18 protein-coding genes and 1 tRNA gene are annotated in these 20,993 nt (G+C 70.7%); 7 read left to right on the forward strand and 12 right to left on the reverse strand.

The genetic code is table 11. The features are described 5' to 3' along the window. The 4 genes from crtI to idi are packed head-to-tail and all read right to left on the reverse strand — an operon-like array spanning window position 1 to window position 4,044. Window positions 1-1,563 carry a phytoene desaturase family protein gene (gene crtI, locus FFS15_RS11105; protein WP_137845096.1) on the reverse strand — a complete coding sequence of 521 codons (1,563 nt, stop codon included), beginning with the start codon at window positions 1,561-1,563 and terminating at the stop codon, window positions 1-3. Continuing rightward, window positions 1,560-2,444: a squalene/phytoene synthase family protein gene (locus tag FFS15_RS11110; protein ID WP_137845097.1), complete on the reverse strand. Its 885-nt coding sequence runs from the start codon at window positions 2,442-2,444 to the stop codon at window positions 1,560-1,562. Before FFS15_RS11110 ends, crtI begins: the two co-directional genes overlap by 4 nt. After that, on the reverse strand, window positions 2,441-3,496 hold the full coding sequence (locus FFS15_RS11115; RefSeq protein WP_137845098.1) for a polyprenyl synthetase family protein: 1,056 nt from the start codon (window positions 3,494-3,496) through the stop codon (window positions 2,441-2,443). Before FFS15_RS11115 ends, FFS15_RS11110 begins: the two co-directional genes overlap by 4 nt. Next, window positions 3,493-4,044, reverse strand: coding sequence for an isopentenyl-diphosphate Delta-isomerase (gene idi / locus FFS15_RS11120; RefSeq protein ID WP_137845099.1), 552 nt, complete (start codon window positions 4,042-4,044; stop codon window positions 3,493-3,495). The genes FFS15_RS11115 and idi overlap by 4 nt, the downstream gene beginning before the upstream one ends. Before the next feature lie 78 nt (window positions 4,045-4,122). On the opposite strand from idi, the gene FFS15_RS11125 reads away from it, so the two are divergent. Continuing rightward, the gene (locus FFS15_RS11125; RefSeq protein WP_137845100.1) at window positions 4,123-4,593 is read left to right on the forward strand and encodes a MarR family transcriptional regulator; all 471 of its coding nucleotides are present in this window, start codon (window positions 4,123-4,125) and stop codon (window positions 4,591-4,593) included. 89 nt (window positions 4,594-4,682) lie between these two features. Here FFS15_RS11125 and FFS15_RS11130 read toward each other — a convergent pair. After that, window positions 4,683-4,756: transfer RNA gene (locus tag FFS15_RS11130), tRNA-Met, on the reverse strand. 92 nt (window positions 4,757-4,848) lie between these two features. On the opposite strand from FFS15_RS11130, the gene FFS15_RS11135 reads away from it, so the two are divergent. Together FFS15_RS11135 and FFS15_RS11140 are read left to right on the forward strand one after the other, a co-directional pair. Further along, on the forward strand, window positions 4,849-5,364 hold the full coding sequence (locus FFS15_RS11135) for a DUF6328 family protein (protein WP_137845101.1): 516 nt from the start codon (window positions 4,849-4,851) through the stop codon (window positions 5,362-5,364). After that, window positions 5,361-6,173 (forward strand): carbon-nitrogen hydrolase family protein, encoded by an 813-nt coding sequence (locus FFS15_RS11140; RefSeq protein WP_137845102.1) that lies wholly within the window; start codon window positions 5,361-5,363, stop codon window positions 6,171-6,173. The genes FFS15_RS11135 and FFS15_RS11140 overlap by 4 nt, the downstream gene beginning before the upstream one ends. Before the next feature lie 38 nt (window positions 6,174-6,211). Here FFS15_RS11140 and FFS15_RS11145 read toward each other — a convergent pair whose 3' ends face one another. Further along, window positions 6,212-7,411, reverse strand: coding sequence for an aminotransferase class I/II-fold pyridoxal phosphate-dependent enzyme (locus tag FFS15_RS11145; protein ID WP_137845103.1), 1,200 nt, complete (start codon window positions 7,409-7,411; stop codon window positions 6,212-6,214). 115 nt (window positions 7,412-7,526) lie between these two features. Here FFS15_RS11145 and FFS15_RS11150 point away from each other — a divergent pair, with 115 nt between their 5' ends. The 3 genes from FFS15_RS11150 to FFS15_RS11160 all read left to right on the forward strand — a co-directional run bounded on the left by FFS15_RS11150 (window position 7,527) and on the right by FFS15_RS11160 (window position 11,968). Beyond that, window positions 7,527-9,170 (forward strand): trypsin-like peptidase domain-containing protein, encoded by a 1,644-nt coding sequence (locus FFS15_RS11150; protein WP_137845104.1) that lies wholly within the window; start codon window positions 7,527-7,529, stop codon window positions 9,168-9,170. 75 nt (window positions 9,171-9,245) lie between these two features. Then, entirely contained in the window at window positions 9,246-10,517 is a 1,272-nt protein-coding gene (locus FFS15_RS11155; protein WP_137845105.1) for a CDP-glycerol glycerophosphotransferase family protein, read from the forward strand. Beyond that, window positions 10,514-11,968, forward strand: a complete 1,455-nt coding sequence (locus FFS15_RS11160) for a CDP-glycerol glycerophosphotransferase family protein (RefSeq protein WP_137845106.1) — start codon at window positions 10,514-10,516, stop codon at window positions 11,966-11,968. The genes FFS15_RS11155 and FFS15_RS11160 overlap by 4 nt, the downstream gene beginning before the upstream one ends. 25 nt (window positions 11,969-11,993) lie before the next feature. Here FFS15_RS11160 and FFS15_RS11165 read toward each other — a convergent pair whose 3' ends face one another. Then, window positions 11,994-13,019, reverse strand: a complete 1,026-nt coding sequence (locus tag FFS15_RS11165) for a glycosyltransferase family 2 protein (protein WP_137845107.1) — start codon at window positions 13,017-13,019, stop codon at window positions 11,994-11,996. A 111-nt stretch (window positions 13,020-13,130) separates the two neighbouring features. On the opposite strand from FFS15_RS11165, the gene FFS15_RS11170 reads away from it, so the two are divergent. After that, window positions 13,131-14,420 (forward strand): CDP-glycerol glycerophosphotransferase family protein, encoded by a 1,290-nt coding sequence (locus FFS15_RS11170; RefSeq protein WP_137845108.1) that lies wholly within the window; start codon window positions 13,131-13,133, stop codon window positions 14,418-14,420. On the opposite strand, the gene FFS15_RS11175 is transcribed toward FFS15_RS11170, so the two are convergent. From FFS15_RS11175 to FFS15_RS11195, 5 genes are all read right to left on the reverse strand, one after another. Beyond that, a complete protein-coding gene (locus FFS15_RS11175) occupies window positions 14,421-15,836 on the reverse strand; it encodes a phosphotransferase (RefSeq protein WP_137845109.1) in 1,416 nt (471 codons plus the stop codon). Window positions 15,837-15,870: 34 nt separating this feature from the next. Further along, entirely contained in the window at window positions 15,871-17,208 is a 1,338-nt protein-coding gene (locus tag FFS15_RS11180) for a hypothetical protein (protein WP_137845110.1), read from the reverse strand. Window positions 17,209-17,246: 38 nt separating this feature from the next. After that, window positions 17,247-19,178 carry a S8 family serine peptidase gene (locus FFS15_RS11185; protein WP_137845111.1) on the reverse strand — a complete coding sequence of 644 codons (1,932 nt, stop codon included), beginning with the start codon at window positions 19,176-19,178 and terminating at the stop codon, window positions 17,247-17,249. 77 nt (window positions 19,179-19,255) lie between these two features. Next, window positions 19,256-20,131 carry a hypothetical protein gene (locus FFS15_RS11190; RefSeq protein ID WP_137845112.1) on the reverse strand — a complete coding sequence of 292 codons (876 nt, stop codon included), beginning with the start codon at window positions 20,129-20,131 and terminating at the stop codon, window positions 19,256-19,258. A 64-nt stretch (window positions 20,132-20,195) separates the two neighbouring features. Beyond that, window positions 20,196-20,888, reverse strand: coding sequence for an NTP transferase domain-containing protein (locus tag FFS15_RS11195; RefSeq protein WP_137845113.1), 693 nt, complete (start codon window positions 20,886-20,888; stop codon window positions 20,196-20,198). Window positions 20,889-20,993: the final 105 nt, after the last annotated feature.

Raw genomic sequence — 20,993 nt, forward strand, 5'->3', positions numbered from 1 at the left:
TCACACTCTCGCCGGCTCGGCGATCGGTCCGGGTGAGCGGTCGCCGCGCAGGCGCTTCACCACGAGCTCCGCCGAGATGAGGCACATCGGCAGGCCGATGCCCGGAAGCGTTGACGCGCCGGTGTAGGCGAGGCCTCGGACCTTGCGCGAGGCGTTACGCGGCCGGAACACCGCGCTCTGGCCGAGGGTGTGGGCAAGTCCGAGTGCGTTGCCGCGCCACGCGCGCAGGTCGGCTGCGAAGTCGCCCGGTGCGACCGTGCGACGCACGACCACGCGTTCGGCGAGATCCGGGATGCCGCACCACGACGACAGCTGCGCGATGACGCGGTCGGCAGCGGCTTCGACCGCTGCGTCGCCGTCGCCGTCGATGCCGCCCCGCCCGATCGACGGGTCGGCCGGCACGGGGACCAGCACGAACAGGTTCTCGTGACCGGCCGGTGCGACCGTCCGGTCGGTGGCGCTCGGCCGGCACACGTAGAGCGATGCCGGGTGCGGGATGCGGGGGCTCGCGCCGAAGATGTCGTCGAAGTTCGCCCGCCAGTCCTCGGCGAACAGGAGCGTGTGGTGGGCGAGCTCGGGCAGCTCGCCGCGGACGCCGAGCATGAGCAGCAGCGCACCCGGGCTCGGGGTCTTGGTGTCCCACCACTTCTCGGGGTACGTGCGCTCGGCGGGTTCGAGGAGAGCCGTCTCGGTGTGGTGGAGATCGGCGGCCGAGACGACCAGATCTGCTCGGATGCTCCCGCCGTCCGCGAGTGTCACGCCCGTGGCGCGCCCGTCGGCGGTGTCGATGCGGACGACGTCGGCGCCGGTGCGGATCTCGACGCCCTCTCTGCGCGCGAGGCGCTCGACGGCGCGGATGACTTCGACGAGTCCGCCCCGCGGGTAGAGCACCCCCTCGTCGAGATCGAGGTGGCTCATCAGGTGGTACAGGCTCGGCACGCCATACGGGGAGCCGCCGAGGAAGACGGCGGGGTAGCCGAGGATCTGCCGCAGCCGAGGGTCGGCGAAGCGCCGCTCGACGTGCGAGGCGAGCGTGCGGGTGAGCAGCGGTGCGAGCTGCGGGACTCGTCGCAGCAGCGCCGGGTCGCGCAGGCCCGCAGTCGTCTCGTACGTGTCATAGAGGAAGCGGGTGACGGCGAGATCGTAGGCGTCGGCGGCCGAGTCGAGGTAGTCGGAGAGCTTCGCTCCGGCGCCCGGCTCGACGCTCTCGAAGAGCGCCGTCGCTGCCGCGCGCCCGGAGTGCACATCCAGCGGCGCGGCGTCCGTGCGGGGGTCGGAGTAGACGCGGTACGCGGGAGTCAGCGGCACGAGGTCGAGCTCGTCGGCCGCGCTCGTCCCGAGAAGCCGGAAGAAGTGATCGAAGACCTCGGGCATCAGGTACCAGCTCGGACCAGTGTCGAAGCGGAAGCCGTCCTCCTCCCAGCTGCCGGCGCGACCGCCGAGCTCGTCCCGGGCTTCGAGGAGGGTGACCTTCCAGCCGTCCGAGGCGAGGAGGGCAGCCGTCGCGAGACCTGCGATCCCGCCGCCCACGACCACGGCGGTGCCGGGGGTGGTGCCGGTCATGCGCGCACCTCGCGCGGCGGGAAGCCGAGCCAGGCGCGGGCGGCGAGGCGGGCCTTCACGGGGTTCGGAACGCGCACGCGGGCGTCACCGGAGCCGCTTCTCAGGCGCCTGGACAGTTCGGCGAACAGATCGTGCGCTGCGGTCACTGCTCGACGGCAGTCGGCCGGGAGGTCGGGGATCGTCGCCGCCGCTGCGGCGAGGTCGGCATCGATGCGGTCGAGCACGCTCTCTCTTGTCACGGCGCCCGAGCCTATCCCGAGGTAGTCGCGCCCGAGCGACGACGCGTCGTGGTCGAGGTCGCGGAGGAAGTTGACGTCCTGGAATGCGGCGCCCAGTCGCCGTGCGCCGTCGACGAGATGCGGTGCCGGCGTCACCGGCCGCGGGGACCCGGCGTTCACGAACACCTGTAGGCACATGAGGCCGACGACCTCCGCCGATCCGTAGACGTAGTCGTCGTGCGATGCATCGTCGTGCCGTGACACCGACAGGTCGGTGCGCATGGAGGCGAAGAACGGGCGCACCAGCGCGGCATCGATCCCGCACTCGCGCGCCGTCCGCGCGAAGGCGTGGACGATGAGGTTCGCGCTGAAGCCGCGCTCGATCGCCGCGAGGGTCTCGGTCTCGAGATCGTCCAGCACCGCTCCCGCCTCGGCCTCGGTGAGGCCGGCGGCCAGCGCCGGACCGTCGACGATCTCGTCGGCGACGCGCACGAGGGCGTAGACGGTGCGCACGTGGGGCCGCGGCCGCGGCCCGAGCAGGCGGCAGGCGAGAGAGAACGAGGTGGAGTAGCGCGCGATCACGGTGGCGGCAGCATCCGTCGCCGCGCGGTCGTAGAGGTCGAGACCCGTCGCGTCGCCCTGACGGGACCGCAGGCGGCTCACGGGACGCGCCTCTCGACGGCGTCGGCGAGGTCTCGCAGCAGCATCCCCGCTGCGGGGGTGAGTGACGTGTCGGCGGACATGCCGCGCACGTCGTCGAGCGTCTCGGCGACGAGGCGGCGCAGGCGCGCGCGGGCACCGCTCTCTTCGAGCGCACGCTGGGCTTCGCGCACGGCGATCGGACCCGTGTGCGCGACGGCGATGGCATCGTTCACTCGCGGCCACGTCGGCGTCTGGCGCGCGAGGGCGACGAGGGGGGTGCGCTTGGACTCCCGCAGGTCACCGCCCGACTCGCGGCCCGCCTGCTCGGCGGTTCCGAAGGCGCCGATGAGGTCGTCCACGAGCTGGAATGCGAGGCCGAGTCGTCCACCGGCGCGATCGATGACGTCCAGCGACGTCGCGCCCGCCCCGGCCAGGAGGGCACCCGCGCGCAGCGGTGCGCTGAAGGAGTAGACCGCCGTCTTGTTGAACGCGGCGTCGAAGATCGCCTCGGGGTCGGCGCAGTCTTCCACCACACTGTTCTCGACGTCGGCCAGTTCGCCGGCGGCTGAGACGTAGACCGCGTCGTCGAAGATCTCGAAGAGCCGCTCACGTGTCGCCGCGTCGACATCGGCGAGAGCGACCAGGCGCAGTGCCTCGTGCAGCAGCAGGTCGCCGGCCAGGATCGCGGCGGCATCACCCAGCAAGGCCGATCCGGCGGCATCCGCGCCGCCGGCGAGCCCGCGCCGGCGGAACTCGCCGGCGATGTTCGGGATGCCGCGACGCACGGTGTCGTGATCGATGACGTCGTCGTGGACCACGAACGCGGTGTGGAGCAGCTCGAAGGCTGCGGCCACCGGAGCGAGGGCCGACGCGTTTCGGGGATCGCCGCCGAACGCGTCGAAAGACGCGGAGACCAGGGCCGGGCGGAAGCGCTTGCCTCCTTGTGCGGCTCGCGCGAGCGCTTCGGCGAGAGCGGTGAATCCGCTCCCGAGCGAATCGGCACGCGTGCGGATCCGCGCGAGCGCGTCATCGATCGCCGCGTCGATCCCGGGATGGGGAACTGTCGCGATCATGACGCGCGAAGGCGCTGCGCCACCGTGTCGAAGAGGTGGAGCTGCTGCGCCTGCAGTACGAGCCACGGGCTGAACGCCCAGGGCGTGGCCTCGATCGATGCCGCGAGATCGGCGGGGTCCACCCATCGCGCGTCCACGACCTCGAGGGGGTTGAGGACGGGTTCATCGGTGGTCATCGCCGTGTACACGGGGCAGACCTCGTGCTCGACGATTCCGGTCGCATCGGTCGCGCGGTAGCGGAAGAGGGGCAGGGCCAGCTCGATCCCGGTGAGTGTCAGCCCGAGCTCGAATTCAGCCCGACGGTGGACAGCGGTGATGACGGGCTCTGCAGGTTTGGGGTGACCGCAGAACGAGTTGCTCCAGACGCCGGGCCATGTCTTCTTGCTCAGGGCACGGCGTGTCACCAGCACCTGACCGAGCTCGTTGACCACGTGGCACGAGAATGCAAGGTGCAGTGCCGTGTCGGTGCCGTGGACGCTGCTCTTCGGAGCCGTGCCGATCGCTCGGCCCTCGTCGTCGAGAAGCACAACGTGGTCGGCGTCTGTCATCTGATCCTCCTGATTTCGCTAGTTTAGCTAGCGATATGGGTGGTGTCGATGATACAACGGGGGAGAGGGGGTGTCCACATGTCGCAGCCGTGGGAGCCGCAGACGACGCACGAGCGTGCCGTGCTCGACGTGCTGCTGGCCATCCGCGCCTTCAGCGACGCCATGGACCGCATGTACGGCGGCATGAAGGGCGACATGGAGATGAACGCCACCGACCTCGCGGCGCTGCGCATGCTCATCATGCGCGAGCAGCGCGGTGAGCAGGTGAGCCCGCACGACGTCGCGCGGCATCTGCGCATCTCGACCGCCTCGACGACCAAGCTGCTCGATCGGCTGTCGGCGTCGGGACATGTGGAGCGGCATCCACATCCCCACGACGGGCGCGGGCGTCTCGTCGTTCTCACCGAGGAGTCGCGGCACGCCTTCTTCCGGCACTTCGGTCAGCGACTGCAGGCGATGCGCGGCGTCGCACTGCGCTACGACGACGACGATCTCGCGGTGATCGCGCGATTCCTCGGCGAACTGGGCGAGGTCCTCGACCCAGAGTGAAGCGCGGAACACGCGGGAATCCGGCGAGAATTCGGCGGGATTCCGGGGAAAAGAAGAAGGCGCCCCATCCGGGACGCCTTCTTCATCTGTTGCGGGGACAGGATTTGAACCTGCGACCTCTGGGTTATGAGCCCAGCGAGCTACCGAGCTGCTCCACCCCGCGGCACAAGATGAAAGCCTAGCACGGCTTCGGAGTGCTCGAGAACACGGGCCGGTTCGCTTGCCGCCCGCAGGCGGGTCGGTGAGGATGAGCACATGGCACTTCCTCGTGACAGCGGACCCCACGACGACCTCGCCGACGGCCGCGACGAATCGCCCGCCGAGCGCGCCGACCGCAATTGGGGAGAGGTGCTGCAGGAGCTGCGAGTCCTGCAGACCGGCACGCAGATCCTCACCGGATTCCTGCTCGCCCTGGCCTTCCAGCCCGCCTTCGGCGATCTCAGCGAAGGGCAGACCATCGCCTACCTGACGCTCGTCGTCCTCTCCGCTCTCAGCTCGATCGTGGCTCTCGCGCCCGTCGCGCTGCATCGCGTCCTCTTCCAGCGCCAGGCCAAGCCCGCCGTGGTCGCCTACGGCCACGCGGCCCTCATCACAGCGCTCCTGACGGTGTCGGTGCTCCTGGTCGGAGTCGTCGGCTTCGTGTTCGATGTGGTGGTCGGCGGGGCGGCGACCTGGATCGCGCTCATCGCGCTGACGATCGTGATCGTCTCCCTCTGGGTGATCGCGCCGGTCAGCATCCGCGCACGGCTTCAGACGGAGGACGAGCGATGACGGTGCCCGACACGGTCGCGCTCGCGGTGGCCCAGTTCGCCCCGATGGCGGATGCCGCGACAAATCTCGACGCGATCTCCGAGCTGACCGGCGCCGCGGCCGCACGGGGCGCTCGGGTGATCGTCTTCCCCGAGTACTCGAGCTACTTCGTCGACCCGTTCGACGAGTCCCTCGCCGCCCACGCGGAGGCGCTGGACGGACCGTTCGCGACAGCGCTGATCGCGTTGGCGACCGCACACGATGTCGTCCTGGTCGCCGGCCTCGTCGAGAAGTCCGCCGACGACCGGCGGGTGCGGAACACCGTCGTGGCCGTGGATGCGAGCGGGGTGCTCGCGAGCTACCGCAAGCTCCACCTCTACGACGCCTTCGGGCAGCGCGAGTCCGACTGGGTCGAGGCGGGTGGGATCGCCCCGCCCGAGACGTTCGAGTACGGCGGACTGCGCTTCGGCCTCATGACCTGCTACGACCTTCGGTTCCCCGAGGTGGGGCGAGTCCTCGCCGATGCGGGCGCCGACGTCTTCGTCGTTCCCGCCGAGTGGGTGCGCGGCCCACTCAAGGAGCACCACTGGCGCACGCTCATCCACGCCCGCGCGATCGAGAACACCGTCTTCGTCGCCGCAGCCGACCACCCGCCGCCGTTGGGCGTGGGGTGCTCGATGATCGTCGACCCCCAGGGCGTCGAGATCGCCGCGGTGGGGACCGCGACCGATATCGCCGTCGCCCACCTCGACCTCGCGGCGGTGGAGCGCGTGCGGCGTGTCAATCCATCGCTGCGTCTGCGGCGATTCCGCGTCGAGCCGCGCGCCTGAGGGTGCCTGAGGGCGGCTGAAAGCGGCTGAGTCCGGGCTCAGCCGGCGGCGGCGAGACGGGCGGCGGCATCCTCGAGAACGGCGACGCGCTTGCACGCCGCAAACCGCACGAGGGTCGCGTAACCGGCGCGGCGCTCCGGCGTGGCGAATGCGGTCAGCGGTATCGCGACCACTCCCGCGCGTCGGGGGAGCTCGCGGCAGAACGCGGCGGCGTCCGTCGCGCCGAGGGGCGCGGCATCCGCCACCGTGAAGTACGACCCCCGCGGCGTCGACACCGCGAACCCGGCGGCGCGGAGCCCCGCCCCGAGCAGATCGCGCTTGTCTCGAAGTGTGCTCGCGATGCCGGTGAAGAACTCGTCGGGCAGCCGGAGCCCCGCCGCGATCGCGGGCTGGAAAGGACTGCCGTTGACGTAGGTGAGGAACTGCTTGACGGCGAGCACCGCGTCGACGAGTGCCGCGGGGCCGGAGACCCATCCGATCTTCCAGCCCGTCGTCGAGAAGGTCTTGCCGGCTGACGAGATCGTCAGCGTGCGCTCGCTCGCGCCGGGAACAGTCGCGATCGGGACGTGCGCGCCGTCGAAGACGAGGTGCTCGTACACCTCGTCGGTGACGATCACCGCGTCGTGGCGCTCGGCGAGCCGGACGACTTCGTCGCGCACCTCCTGGCCGAACACGGCGCCGGTGGGGTTGTGGGGATCGTTGACGAGGATGACGCGCGTGCGGTCGGTCACGGTGCTGCGGAGTTCGTCGAGATCGGGCTGGAAATCCGGCCAGCGCAGCGGCACCGTCCGCAGCCGCGCCCCCGCGAGGGCGACCACCGCGGCATAGGAGTCGTAGTGCGGCTCGAAGACGACGACCTCGTCGTCGGGGCCGTCGATCAGGGCGAGGAGGGTCGCCGCGAGAGCCTCGGTCGCCCCCGCCGTGATCAGCACCTCGCGGCCGGGGTCGAGCGCGAGCCCGTAGAAGCGGTGCTGGTGCTCGGCGACCGCGAGCAGAAGGTCGGGGATGCCGCGGCCGGGCGGGTACTGGTTCGCACCCGCGGCGATCGCCGCGCGGGCGGCGTCGAGAACGGCGGCGGGACCGTCCTCGTCGGGAAACCCCTGCCCGAGATTGATCGCGCCGGTATCGGCCGCGAGGGCCGACATCTCGGCGAAGATGGTAGGGCTGATCGTCCCATCCGGGCCGACGAGCCCCGCGCCGGCAGCTGTACGGTGCCACGCACCGGGAATCGCTCGCATTCGGATCACGGTACAGGGCGCGCTCAGTCCGGTTGCATAGTCGAGTCCCATCCCGGTCATAAGAAATGCACAGCATCGGCGGGCAATGTTGGGCCTGTTCGGCAGAAGGAGCATCATGAGCGACAACCAGGGCGAGCGCCCGGCAGAGAACACCCCCGACGACACCGTCACCCCGAGCACTCCCGACGTCGCCCCTGTGGCACCCGAAGCGGCCGCGGCGCCTGCCGGGACCGCTTCGTCGACGGCGCCTGCAGTGCCGCCGGTACCGCCGCCGCCCGCCCCCTGGCAGCCGCCCGCTTCGCAGCAGACGGTGCGTCCCGCAGCGCCGGCGCTCCCGCAGGGCAACACGCAGCTCCCGCCGCAGGCCTATGCGCGACCCCAGGGCTACGCGGGCCAGCCGCCCCAGCCGCAGACCTATGCGGGCCAGACCGCCGGCGCCGCATTCGGCGTGCGACCGGCCGACACCCAGCCGACGCTCCCGATCGGCGGCGCTCCCGCGACCGGCACCATCCCGGCACCGGTCGCCGTCGAGCCCCGCAAGAAGTCGGGCGCCGGCAAGGTCGTCGGGCTCATCGTGGCGGCAGCCCTCGTCGGCGGCGCGGCAGGCCTCGGCGGCGCGTACGCCGGCGTCAGCATGTTCGCCCCCGCCGGTACGACTCCGGCAGCCGGCCCCACCACGGTCACCGTCAACGACACCGGATCGGTCAACCAGACCACCGCGATCGCGGCGAAGGTCGTGCCCAGCGTCGTCACGATCGAGGCGTCGAGCGCGAGCGGCAGCGGTACGGGCTCGGGCGTCGTGCTCACGGGAGACGGCTACGTCGTCACCAACACCCACGTCGTGACCCTCGACGGGGCCGCGGGCGACGCGACGATCCGCGTGACGACGTCGGAAGGCCGCGTGTACGACGCCACCGTCGTCGGCACCGACCCGACGTACGACCTCGCCGTGATCAAGCTCGAGGACGCCGAGGGCCTCACGCCGATCGACTTCGCCTCGTCGGCAGATCTCAACGTCGGTGACGCCACGATCGCCGTCGGAGCGCCGCTGGGCCTCTCCAACACCGTCACCACCGGCATCGTCAGTGCGCTGAACCGCTCGATCGAGATCGCCTCGTCGGCGGTCCCCGACACCGGTGACGCCGAGAGCGACGCCCCCGATACCGAGGGCGAGGGCGAAGAGGACGAGAACGGCCAGGGTGGCCCGTTCCAGTTCGACTTCGGCCAGGGCCAGTCTTCCCAGACTCCCACCCAGACGATCTCGATCGCCGTCATCCAGACGGATGCGGCGATCAACCCCGGCAACTCGGGCGGGGCGCTCGTCGACGACGAGGGCGGACTCATCGGCATCAACGTCGCGATCGCGACGGCCGGCGGATCCTCCGACGGATCGGGTTCGATCGGCGTCGGCTTCTCGATCCCGTCCGACATCGTCCAGCGCATCAGCGACGAGATCATCGAGAACGGCGCCGCCACGCACGGCCTGCTCGGCGCGATGGTCCAGCCCGCGGCATCCATCGAGGGGTCGACCATCACCGGCGCCTACCTCGCGGAGCTCACGGCCGACGGCGCCGCCGAGGCTGGGGGCCTGGAGGCCGGCGACATCGTGACGTCGTTCAACGGCGTGCCGATCACCGACGCGGTCGATCTCACCGCTCAGGTGCGCGCCGCGGCCGCCGGGAGCGAGGCGACGCTCACTTATGTGCGCGACGGCGAGACCCGCACGGCCGAGGTCACCCTCGGCACCCTGGAGCTGTAGCCTCTCCGGGCCTCTCCGGGCCTCCCCGATCTCCGGATCCCCGGACCGGACGCCACCCCGCGATAGGCTCGCGGGGTGGCGTCCTTCTCGTTCGGCGCGGGAAATGCGCGAAAGCTCGCGACCATCCCGCTGTACGCCGTCGGGCGCCTCGCCACCCTCCTGATCCCGCGATCGCACGGCGAGTGGGTGTTCGGGTGCGGCGCCGGGATCGGTGACGGTGCGCTGGCGCTGTGGCGCGCGGCCGCCGCCGACCGGCAGAGGGCCGTGTGGCTTGTTTCGTCGGCTCGCGAGGCGCGGGATGCTGCGGCCCTCGGCATCCCGTCGATTCCCAAGCGATCGATCCGGGGCTTCTGGCGCACCGCGCGAGCCCGCGTGATCGTGGTCACGCACGGCTTCGGCGACGTCAACCGGTACGCGGTCTCGGGCGGCTTCGTGGTGCAGCTGTGGCACGGGATCCCGCTCAAGCGCATCGGGCTCGACTCGCCCGCGACGCTCCGGCTCCCGCGCGGCCTCGCGCGACTTCGCGGTCTCGCCTTCGTCTCTCGCCTGCTCGCGGCGATGTACCGTGGCGCTGCGCAGCGCATCCACATCCTGCCCGCGGCGTCCCATCTGGTGCGCGGCCGCCTGGAGTCGGCATTCGGACTCCCGGGCTCGCGTGTCCCGGTGACCGGCGACCCGCGCGTCGACGTGCTGTCGCGGGGGTCGGCGACCGAGCGGCGCTCGCTCGCGCGCGCCGCGATCGATGCCGCATGCGCACGACTGGATCCCGGTGCCCGGCTCGTGCTGTACGCGCCGACGTGGCGCGACGGCGCCCCCGACCCGGCGGTGCCGACGCCGGAGGAGTGGCGCGAGATCGTCGAGGTGCTCACGCGGAACGACGCCGTCATGCTGGTGCGATCGCACCCGCTCGGTGCGGGGGAGTACGTGCCGCCCTTTCCGACCGACCGGGTGCAGGCGCTCGGCAGCGATCTCGTCGCCGATGTCACACCCCTTCTCCCCGGTGTCGACGCGCTCGTCACCGATTACTCCTCGCTGATCTTCGATGCCGCCCTCGTGCCGTTGCCGGTCGTGCTGCTCGCGCCCGACGTCGAGGCCTACGCGCGGGATCGTGGCTTCTACGGCACGTATCGCGACGTCGGAGGCGACGACGCGGCACGGCAGTGGTCGGACGCGGCGATCCAGTTGGGAGGCGTGCTGGGTGATTCCGCGGAGCACGAGCGACGCGTCGAGATATCGCGCGCGATCAGCGAGCGTGTCCACGCGTACCGCGACGGTGGGAACACAGCCAGGGTGTACCGTTCGATCTTGGCCGGATCAGGCCTGCACCCGACGAAGGGAAACAGATGACGGACGCCCGCTTCACGACAGACGGCGGCGCGTCGCTGATTCTCACGGGCACGGGTCCTCGTCCGTCCTCGGTGGAGTTGGTCGGACCCCGTGCGCGCGTCGGGGCGACCGTGTCTGGGCGGGGGAAGAGCTGGAAGGCGGTCGTGGCACTGCGGGCGGCGCGATGGGGCGGACCCGAGCTGCCGCTTCCGTCCGGCGCGTACGAGCTGCGCATCGTGGGCGCCGAAGCCGGTGTCGCGCTCGCGCAGCCGGATGCCGTCCCGCTCGTCCAGCTCGGCACCCTCCGGGCATCGCTCGACGGTTCCACGGTGCGCATCGGGCCGCCGATCGACCCCGCCTATGACTCCGGCGAAGGGCAGGACGCGCTCGAGCGCCGCTACGCGACCCGCCGCGCGGAGCTGGAGAACGCGGTGTTCTTCGAGAGCTTCTACGGCCGCAACGCCAGCTGCAACCCGCTGGCCATCGACCGCGAGCTCGCGCGCCGCGCTCCGACGGTGCGCCGGTACTGGAGTGTCGTCGATCTGTCGGTCGCCGTTCCCGAGGGCGCGATCGCGGTCGTCGAGGGGAGTCCCGAGTGGTGGCGCGCGCGCGGCGCCGCGCGTCTGCTCGTCGTCAACGACTGGCTGCGCCGCCGCTTCGCGCGACGGCCCGGCCAGGTCGTGCTGCAGACGTGGCACGGCACTCCCTTGAAGCGTCTCGCGCTGCACCGCCCCGGGTTCGATCCCCGCCGGATGGCGGCGGTCGTGCGCGAGTCGCGGCGGTGGAACGTGCTGCTCGCCCAGAACCCCTATGCCGAGCGCATCCTGTCGAAGGCGTATGCCTTCCTCACCCGGCCCGTGTGGGTCGAGGGCTATCCGCGCAACGACGTGCTCGCCTCGGGCGATGCCACCGCGACGCGGCACGCGCTCGGCATCCGTCCCGGCGAGCGCGTGCTGCTGTATGCGCCGACGTGGCGCGACGACCGCGACGAGATCGTCGACTTCGTCGATCCGTCAGCCCTCGCCGACCAAGCCGATGCGGTCGTCCTCGTCCGCGGCCATTCGCGGACTCTGCTCCCCGGGAAGGATGCCGAAGGCCCGCGTGTCGTCGACGTCACCGCCTTCCCCGACACATCCCAGCTGCTGCTGGTGGCCGACGCGCTCATCACGGACTACTCGTCGGTGATGTTCGACTTCTCGGTGACCGGAAAGCCGATGTACTTCCTCGTGCCCGACCTCGAGCACTATCGCGGCGAGCTGCGGGGCTTCTACTTCGATCTTGCAGCCCATGCCCCCGGCCCCGTCGTCACGACGGCGGATGAACTGGTCGCGGCGATCCTCGATGATGATCCCGCGACGCATGCCGAGGAGTACGCGCGCTGGCGCGAGAAGTTCAACGCCCGTGACGACGGACGTGCCGCCGAGCGGGTGGTCGCCCGCATCCTCGACCAGGGCTACATCGACCCGGTCTGAACGCTCGGCTCCCGCTCGGGTCCCGCTACGGAAGCGGCGTATTGCGGTCTCCGAGCCGTGACGTGTCGACGGTGTCGTGCGCGCCTCTGAGCACCCCGATGAGGAATCCCCAGCCCCACGACAGGTGCATCGTCGGGAGCACCGCAGCCGTCCACAGCTTGTCGCGCCAGCCCCTTCCACCCGCGGGGCCGAGGGCCATCACGAGGATGAGGATGCCGTACACCACGACGGGGAGATAGACGACGGATGCCGCAACCGCCCACCAGCCCGTGACGACCCCCGTGGCCTGCAGCACCCCGACGACGATGGCGAACGCGATCGCGAGGACGAGCAGCGGCGGCGCGAAGAACCGGAGCGAATTGCCGCGACCGAACCGGCGCACGAGTTCGCCGCGCCACCGCCCGGTGGCCGCGAACTGGCGGACCAGTCGCGTCCAGCTCTCGCGCGGCCAGTAGGTGACCGAGAGCGTCGGATCGAACCACACCGTGTACCCGGCACGGCGGATGCGCAGGTTCAGCTCCCAGTCCTCGCCGCGTCGGATCGACTCGTCGAACAGGCCCACCTCGTCGAGAACCGCGCGACGCATGACGCCGAGGTAGGCGGACTCGGCCTCGCCCTCCTGCGTGCCGCCGTGGTACGCGCCGCCGCCGAGGCCGACGGGGGAGTTGTAGGCGCGGGCGACGGCGCGCTGGAAGGGCGTGCGTCCGTCGGCGCGCATGACCCCACCCACGTTCGCCGCCCCGACCCGCTCGAGCGTCGCGAGTGCCCGCTGGGTGTATCCGGACTCGAGCTCGGAGTGGGCGTCGACGCGCACGATTGTCGGGTACCGCCCGGCGGCGATGGCGAGATTGAGGCCGATGGGGATGTCGGCGTCGGGGTTGTCCACGAGCGCGATGCGCGGCTCGTCCGCCGCGATCTCTCGGGCGAGCTCCGTCGTGCCGTCGGTGGAGGGCGCGAGCGCCAGGATCAGCTCGGAGGGCCCGTCCACATCCTGCGCGAGCACCGTCTCGACCGCTCGGCGAAGATAGGCACGCTCATTGAGGACGGGCATGACGAAGGTGACTCCCGAGCCGGGAGGGACGACTGGAGCGTCCCTGCGCCCACGATGCTCGAACTGCACGCGTCGATCATTTCACGCCCGGGCGGTCGGTAGGCTGACGGGGTGGCTCTGGTCTCGGATGCGAAGAAGGCGGTCGCGCTCGTCCGCAAGGCGGTCGTGAGCCGGTCTGCCGTCATCGACGTCCGACGCACCCTCGCATCGCGACCGCGGCACGCGCCGTTCCACTATCGCGTCGCCGTCTACTTCGCCGACGGCGCGGTCAACATGTACCAGATGCGGCAGTGGTACAAACCGCTCGCCGAGCTTGCGAAGATCTGGCCGGTCGTGGTGCTCAGCCGTGCCGCCACGGGCGCACAGGCGCTCCTGGCCGAGGATGCACCGCCCGTCGCGTTCGTCCCGACGGTGCGCGACCTCGAGAGGTTCCTCGCGAAGCAGGACATCCGCGTCGTCCTGTACGTGAATCAGAACACGCGCAACTTCCAGATGTTCCGCTACGGCCGTCGGTGGCACGTGTTCATCAACCACGGCGAGTCCGACAAGATGTACATGACCACGAACCAGTACAAGGCGTACGACTACGCCCTGGTAGCGGGGGATGCCGCGCGGGAGCGCCTGTCGCGCGTGCTGTGGGACTACGACCTCGACCGCCGGACGATCGCCATCGGCCGTCCGCAGGCCGACCACTACTCGGGCGTGCTTCCGTACATCCCCGACGATCGGACCGTCGTCCTGTACGCACCGACGTGGGAGGGCGATCGCCCGTCTGCGCACTACGGCTCGATCGTCACGCACGGTGAGGCGCTCGTCGCGGCGCTCCTGGCGACGGGGCGGCACCGCGTCATCTACCGCCCGCATCCGCGGTCGGGCGTCGTCGCCCCTGCGTACGGGTCCGCGAACCGGCGCATCATCGCGGCGATCGCCGCGGCCAACGCCGCCGACCCTGCCGCCCACCACGTGTTCGACGACGGTCCCGACCTCGGCTGGCAGCTCTCGGCAGCAGACGTCGCCGTCGTCGACATCTCGGCCATGGTGTACGACCGCCTCGCCGCCGACAAGCCGCTGCTGATCACGCGGCCCGCCGACCCCGCCGCCGTCATCGACACCCACGGCTACCTGTCGGCATGCGAATGGCTCGATCCCGGCGCAGCCGGGTCGATCGTGGCCGAGACCGAGCGGGTCCTCGGCGATGTGGATTCCGTCGCCCGCCTCGAGGAGTGGGTGCAGCGCTACTTCGGCGACACGTCGCCCGGGGCCGCTACCCAGCGATTCCACGGCGCGATCCGCCACCTGATGGATGAATGGGACCATTGGTACTCCCGCTCGGTGATCGAGTCCGACGAGGACGAGCTCGATCCCGATGAGGCCGAGCTCGACGACGGCATCGAGGCGTGATCAGGACACGGGCGCGGGTCGCCTGACGAGGCGCTCGATCGCGCGGAGCGGGATGCCGACCCACGTAGGGCGGTTGCGAGCCTCGTAGATCGCCTCGTAGACGGCCTTGTCGAGTTCGAGTGCGGCCAGCAGCGGATCCGCGGTGTCGAGGTGCACCCCAGAGGTGCGTGCGTATCCCTCGAGGAACGCGCCGCGAGCGTGAGCTGCCCACGCGCGCACCGCTTCGGGTGGGCGGTCGGGCTCATCTCGTCGGATCGAGCCTGCGACGTAGTCGAAGGAGCGCAGCATCCCCGCGACGTCGCGGAGGGCGAGATCCACGCCGGTGCGCTCGAGCATCGGTCGCAGCGGCTCGCCCTCGAAGTCGATGAGCATCCATCCGCCCCCGGGGACGCACAGCACCTGTCCGAGGTGGTAGTCGCCGTGGACGCGCTGGAGCGCAGGCCAGGCTCCGTTGGCGGCACGCTCGTAGACGGACACTATTCCCGCGCGCAGCTCGGCGATCTGGGGCACTTCGGCGATGGCGATCGTGAGGCGGCGGTGCCAGGTGGCGGCGGTCGCCTCACGATCCGCCGATGACGCGACCGAGGTCGGGAACAGTGCGGCCAACGAGAGGTGGACGTCGGCGGTCGCGGCGCCGAGTGCGTCGGCCGACGAGCGGAAGTCGTCGCCGGCCGCCGCGGCGCGCAGCGCGACGCGCCAGGCATCCTCGACATCGGGGAGGAACTCCTGTGCGGCCGCGAGCGATCCCGTGACGGTTCCCTGCGCGGTGGCGAGATCAGGCCACGTGCCCTCGATCCAGCCGACCGCGCGCGGCACGTGGGGCGAGCCGGACGCAGCGAGAGCACCGGTCAGCTCGATGTCGGGGTTGAGTCCCGGATGCAGCTGACGGTAGATCTTGCAGATCACCGGGATCGGGACTGTGGCGTAGACGACGGAGGTGTTGGACTGCTCGCCGGTCATGACGGTGGCGCTCGTGGCGCTGGAGGCGCTCGCCCATCTGCCCCGTGGCGCGTCGCCCTCGGGCCGACCCACCGCCGTCGTGCGGGGACCCGATGCCGTCGTGCCCTCGGTCACCATCCGCAGGAGAGCCCGCGTGAACGCGGGATCGAAGGGGCCGTCGATGAAAGTGGTGCCGGGCTCCGGACTCCCGACGATGTGGTCGGACGCGGCATCGACCGAGGCGGTTGCGCGCGCCACGATCGGGATCTGGTACACGACGGTGGGGAGCGAACCCTCGTCTGCGACGAGATAGACCCGGACCATCGCGTCGCCGGACTCGCCGGACTCGCCGGACTCGGTGGGATCGGGCTCGGGGTCCCACCACGAGACCAGGCGCAGGCTCGGCGGGCGTCCCTTTGCGGCGTACCACCGCTGCCGCGGCATCCACGCCGCCAGGCACGCCAGCGTGCTGTCCATGTGTCGAGCGTACGCGCTCGCGTGCCGTGGGGCCCTACTTCACCGCGACGGCCGACAGGATCGCGAACGCGACGTCTTCGCCGGTGACCGCGCCGTGGTCGGCGATCGAGTCGTCGGCACGAAGGTTGTATACCGTGCCCTTGCGGAACGCATAGCTCGTCGTGGCGCTGTGCATCTCGCCGTCCACGGCGCCGGGCGTGCGTCGGGCGCCGTTGCGGCCGATGCCCCCGTACTTGTCGTTCGCGTCGCCGAGACCCACACCGACGTGTCCGGCCAGGCGCGCCGCCACCGGGTAGGCCTTGCCCACAGCGCGGTCGTTCTCGGTATGGGTGACGACGATCGGACCCGCCACCTTCGTCGGCACATCGGCGAAGATGCCGTTGCGCGGCGCCTCGCCGCCCGGGTCGTCCCAGTTCTCGGGCGTCCAGTCCCGGCGTCCCCAGTTCTTGGCCATGCCGTAGTGGCTGTACGCCGCCTGCAGCAGGCTCATCGACGCGACGGGGGCCTTCGTCGCGAGCGCAGCCGCAGTCAGCGCGCGACCGCCGAACGAGTGCCCGATGAGGTGCAGCCGCGCGCCGGGGACGCCCGTGTCGAGGGCCTCGAGGAGCTTCGCGATGCCCTTCTCGCCGACGACGCCCGCACGATCCTTCATCGTGTAGAACGAGGTGACGTTCACCAGATCCCGGGCAGCGCCCAGGATGCCGCCGAAGAGGTCGAACCCGGCTCCGCCGCCCGACGCAGCGGTCCCTCCGCCGGCACCGCCGATCGAGGCTCCGCCGCCCGTGCCGGGCGGGGGCGGCAGCGCGTCGTCGTCGTCGCTCGCTGCCGACAGCGCGTCGAAGGCGTCCGCGGCCGGTCCGGTCGCGAACCGCGACGGTGGGGCGTCGCCGTCGTCACCCGCGTCCCGCAGCGCGCGCTTCGGCATGGTCGAGCGCAACAGGCCGAGGAACTCCTCGCGCGCCACAGGATCGTTCTCGAGCCGGGGGACCAGTGCGAGAAGCTTCCTGCGGGTCGCCGGGCTCTCGATCTGGTCCTCGATCGCCTGACGCACGCCATCGGCGGTGCCGCCCACGCTCACGCCGCCACCGGTCGCGCTCTCGTCGGGTGCCCACTGGATCGACGGCCACACCACGCCGACGACGACGAGGCGGCGATCGCGGAGCCCCGCGATGCGGCCGTCGACGACATCCATGCTCGTTCGAAGCTTCTTGTACAGGTCGCTCGCCTGCGCGGGTGTGGTGTTCCACCCGTGCGAGATGACGAGCACATCGGTCGCCTTCTCGGCCGTGGCGAGAGCGATCGCGGCAGGCACATCGCCGGGCGACGCGAACGCCCCCGCCTTCGTGAACCGCACTTCGGCGATGGGGTACATGGGCGAGGACCTCTCTGTCAGGCTTGCGTCGAACTCTGTCAGACGCTCTGGATCGCGCGCATCGCGTCGACCATTCCGCGGCCCTGGAACGTCCGGTCGCGACCGAGGTCGCTCGCGGTCTCCATGAGGATGCGCTTCACATCATCGGGTCGTCCGATGAACTCCCGATGCACCGATAGAAACCCGGCGGCCACGCCTGATACATGCGGGGCCGCCATCGAGGTGCCGGAGTCCTCGACGTACTCGGCCTCTTTGACGCTGGTCAGGGCCTCGGCGAGGAGTTTTCCGGTTCCCGCGCTCACGACGCGTTCGCCGGGAGCCACGAGGTCGGGCTTCATGCGTCCGTCGCCGGTCGGGCCCTTCGACGAGAAGTACGAGACGCCTGTCGAATGGGGCTTGATGGAGGTCGAGCCCACCGTGATCGCGCGCTCGGCGTTGCCCGGGTCGTTGATCGACATGCCGAACGACATCGCCGTCGGCTTGTTCTGCAGGTCGCGCACGAATCCGTACCCGGTGTTGCCGGCCGAGACGACGACGACGACTCCCTGGCTGACGAGCCGGTCGACCTCGCGGCACACCGGGCTGAGCCCTGCGGCGAACCACTCGTACTCGAACGTGTATCCCAGCGAGAGATTCACCCCGTGGACGTTCATCTCGCGGCCGCCGCGGTTGAGGTCCTGGATGTACTCGAGCGCGCGCGTCAGGGTCTCGACATCGCCCACGCGGTTCTCGTTGAGCACCTTGCACGAGAGGATCTTTGTCTTCGGCGCCATCCCGAAGATGCGGTCGAGCTGCATGCTCGCGGTGCCCGTCGTGCGTGTCTCGGTGCGGTAGTACGACGCCGCGTGGATGGGTCGCTTCTCGGTCGCGGTCCGTCCGCCGGCGATGATGCCCGCGACGTGGGTGCCGTGCCCGTTGGCATCGGCGAGCGGGTCATCGTCGCCGTCGACGAAGCTCTTGTGCCAGGCGCCTGGCAGGTCGAGGTTGCGATAGAGATCGAAGTGCCCGTGCGAGGCGTCGACGCCCGTGTCGAGGACCGCCCACACGATGCCGTCGCCGGTCGCCTCGAACGTGCGCACCGCGGCTTCGGATTTCGTCGTCAGGACGCTGCGGTGAATAGTCGCGCGCACCTCGAAGTTCGGCCAGATCCGATGGATGAAGCGGCGGGGTGCCGCGCGCTTGGTGCGCTGCGCCTCGGCGGCGTCGAGCGAATCGCGGCCGTCCACGTCGCGCGTGATGACACGGCGGATCTCGTCGGGGGTGAGGTTCGCGAACACGTACGACCGCGTCGGCCGGCAGATCGCCCCCGGCGCCACCGCCTTCACCAGGGCGGCGACGACCGCGACGGCGTCCTCGGCAGACTTGCCCAGTTCGGGGCGCACCTCGATCATGACGCCGATGGTGAAAGCGGGATCGCCGGCGTTCGCGCCGGCGGCGGCACGCCGTTCGTCAGTCTCCTGCATGGTCTGTGCGAGCGGCCGCGTGATCACCGAGTCGAGCACGAGCGCCACGGTGGGCGGGAGGCCCGCGGGGGCGAAGCTGGCGTCCGACATCGCGGTGGTCTCCGGGTCGGCCATCCCGGCGGGCGACGGGCTGCCCGCGGGTCCTGGAGCGGTCGGGGTGCCGGGGGACGGCGGAGCGGTGGGTGCGGCCCGTCGTCCCTCGTACGGACCGGGCGTCACGATCGGATCGGACGACGCGAATTCGCGCTTCATCGAGCCGACGGACGGCTGGGGCGCGGCATCCGTCCCCGCCGCATCCGAGACGGCCGGCGAATCGTCGGTGCGGACGTAGCGACCCCAACCGAGATTGCGCAGCAGCCCTTCGTCCGTCAGGGCGCGGAGCGCCCGGCGCACCTGATCGGCGCTGACGTCGGGGCGTTGGGCGCGGATGGCCGCGACGACGTCCTTCGGCGCGAACTCGCCGTGAACAGTGGAGACATACGCATAGACGTCGTGCTTCACCGGCATGAGCCCGATGCTAGTGACAGCGGAGGCTGAGCGGGAGGGGCCTCAGGGCCGGGTGCACCTCCCGATCGGCCGCCCGATCACTCGAGTCCCGGCGACTCGGGTTCGCGAGGGGCCTTGCGCAACCTTCCCGCCAGGGCGTCACTCGCGCGGCGGATCGTGCGAACGGCGGCGTGCTCGAGGCGTGCGGCGTCGGGGCGGGGTTCGAGTTCCGGCGGCAGAAGGGCCGGGGGGAGTCCGAACGCGCGGCGCGAGCCGACGAGCACGCGCCGGCCGAGCACATTGTTGCCGACGCCGCCGATCGCAGCCCCGATTCCGAAGGGAAGGGCTTTGCCGAGCCAGGACGCACCACCGCGGGCCGCGAACTGACGGATGAACGTGTTCTTGAGACTGTCGACGAGCGGTCCGACCGCAGCACGGGGGAGGGATTTGGTCACGACCTCGCCCCAGTACTTGTCGCGGGAGGGAGCGCGCCCCGTGGCCTGCCCGGCGAGCTGTGCGACGAGGTCGACGCCCTCTTTTCCGAGGAGGAGGGTCAGCACGAGCGCGCGGGCGCGGTCGGGATCGGCGACGGGGATGCCGTGGACCTCGGCGACCGACTGCGCGAACAGGGTCGTCGCCTCGAGGAAGCCGAGGGTCTCGACGCCGCTGAGGGCGAGGGTCACGCCGGTGCCGATGCCGGGCACCACCGCCGTCGCCCCGACCGCGGCGCCGGCCGTCGTCACGGCGGCGAGATAGCGGCGCTCCAGCATCCGCACGATGTCCGTCGTCGTCGCATCGGGATGACGGAGGCGGATGCTGCGCAGGTGCGCCAGCACGACGGGGCGCTGGATCGCGAGGACGCGGTCGAGTGCGCGGATCGTGAGCGGGTGCTCCGGTGAGCCGGCAGGCGGCAGGCCTCCCTGCCAGCTCGCGTCGTCGGGGAGGGAGTGGATGCGGTGCACCTTTTCAGCCACGCGGCGATCCTATGCGCGCGCGCCTGAGCGTCTGCCGGGGGTTGACAGGGTGCGTGAACCGATGTCAGACGAAGAGGTTCGCCCGCTCGAGGTCTTCGGCGAAGTCGACCTCGACTGCGTACAGGTCCGAGATGTCGAGGGGCTCGAGACGGATGCCGTCCTCGGCGATCGCGAGCTCGAGGCCGCGCTCGAAGTAGTCCTGGTCGTCGACGCGGGAGAGCTGACGCACGAACGCCTTCTTGTCGCGGCTGGAGATGTAGTTGATTCCGACGGCTTCTCCGATGCCGCCGACGACGGTCTTGGAGAGCTCCTTGATGAAGCCTTCGGCGGTGACGGTGTACTTGACCTCTTCGTCACTCACCTTCGAGGTGTTGACCGTGACGAACGACTGGTCGCGCTCGATGAGATCGATCGCGCGGCCGAGGACCATCGGGTCGAAGACCACATCGCCGTTCATCCACAGCACGCCGCCCTTGCCCGTGGTGGACAGGGCGCGCAGCAGGCTCTTGGAGGTGTTGGTCTGGTCGTAACGGTCGTTGTAGACGTAGTCGACGGCGGGGAAGGCCTCGACGATGCTCTCGGCGCGGTAGCCGACGACCGTGGTGATCTTCGCCTCGGCGCCGAATGCGGCACGAATGTTGTCGTGCTGCTGCTGCATGATGCTGCGGCCGTCACCGAGTTCGGTGAGGGGTTTGGGCAGGCTGCGGCCGAGCCGCGAGCCCATTCCGGCTGCGAGGATGACGGTCTGAAGGGTCAAAGTCTGCTCCTGTGGTGCGAGATTCACTGTCGGTTCACCGACTCGACACCCCTTCGTGCCGTGACCCATGGTAGCGATGACACCTGGGAACGTGCAGAATGATGC

The organism is Microbacterium sp. 2FI (assembly GCF_005502885.1).
Lineage (GTDB): Bacteria > Actinomycetota > Actinomycetes > Actinomycetales > Microbacteriaceae > Microbacterium.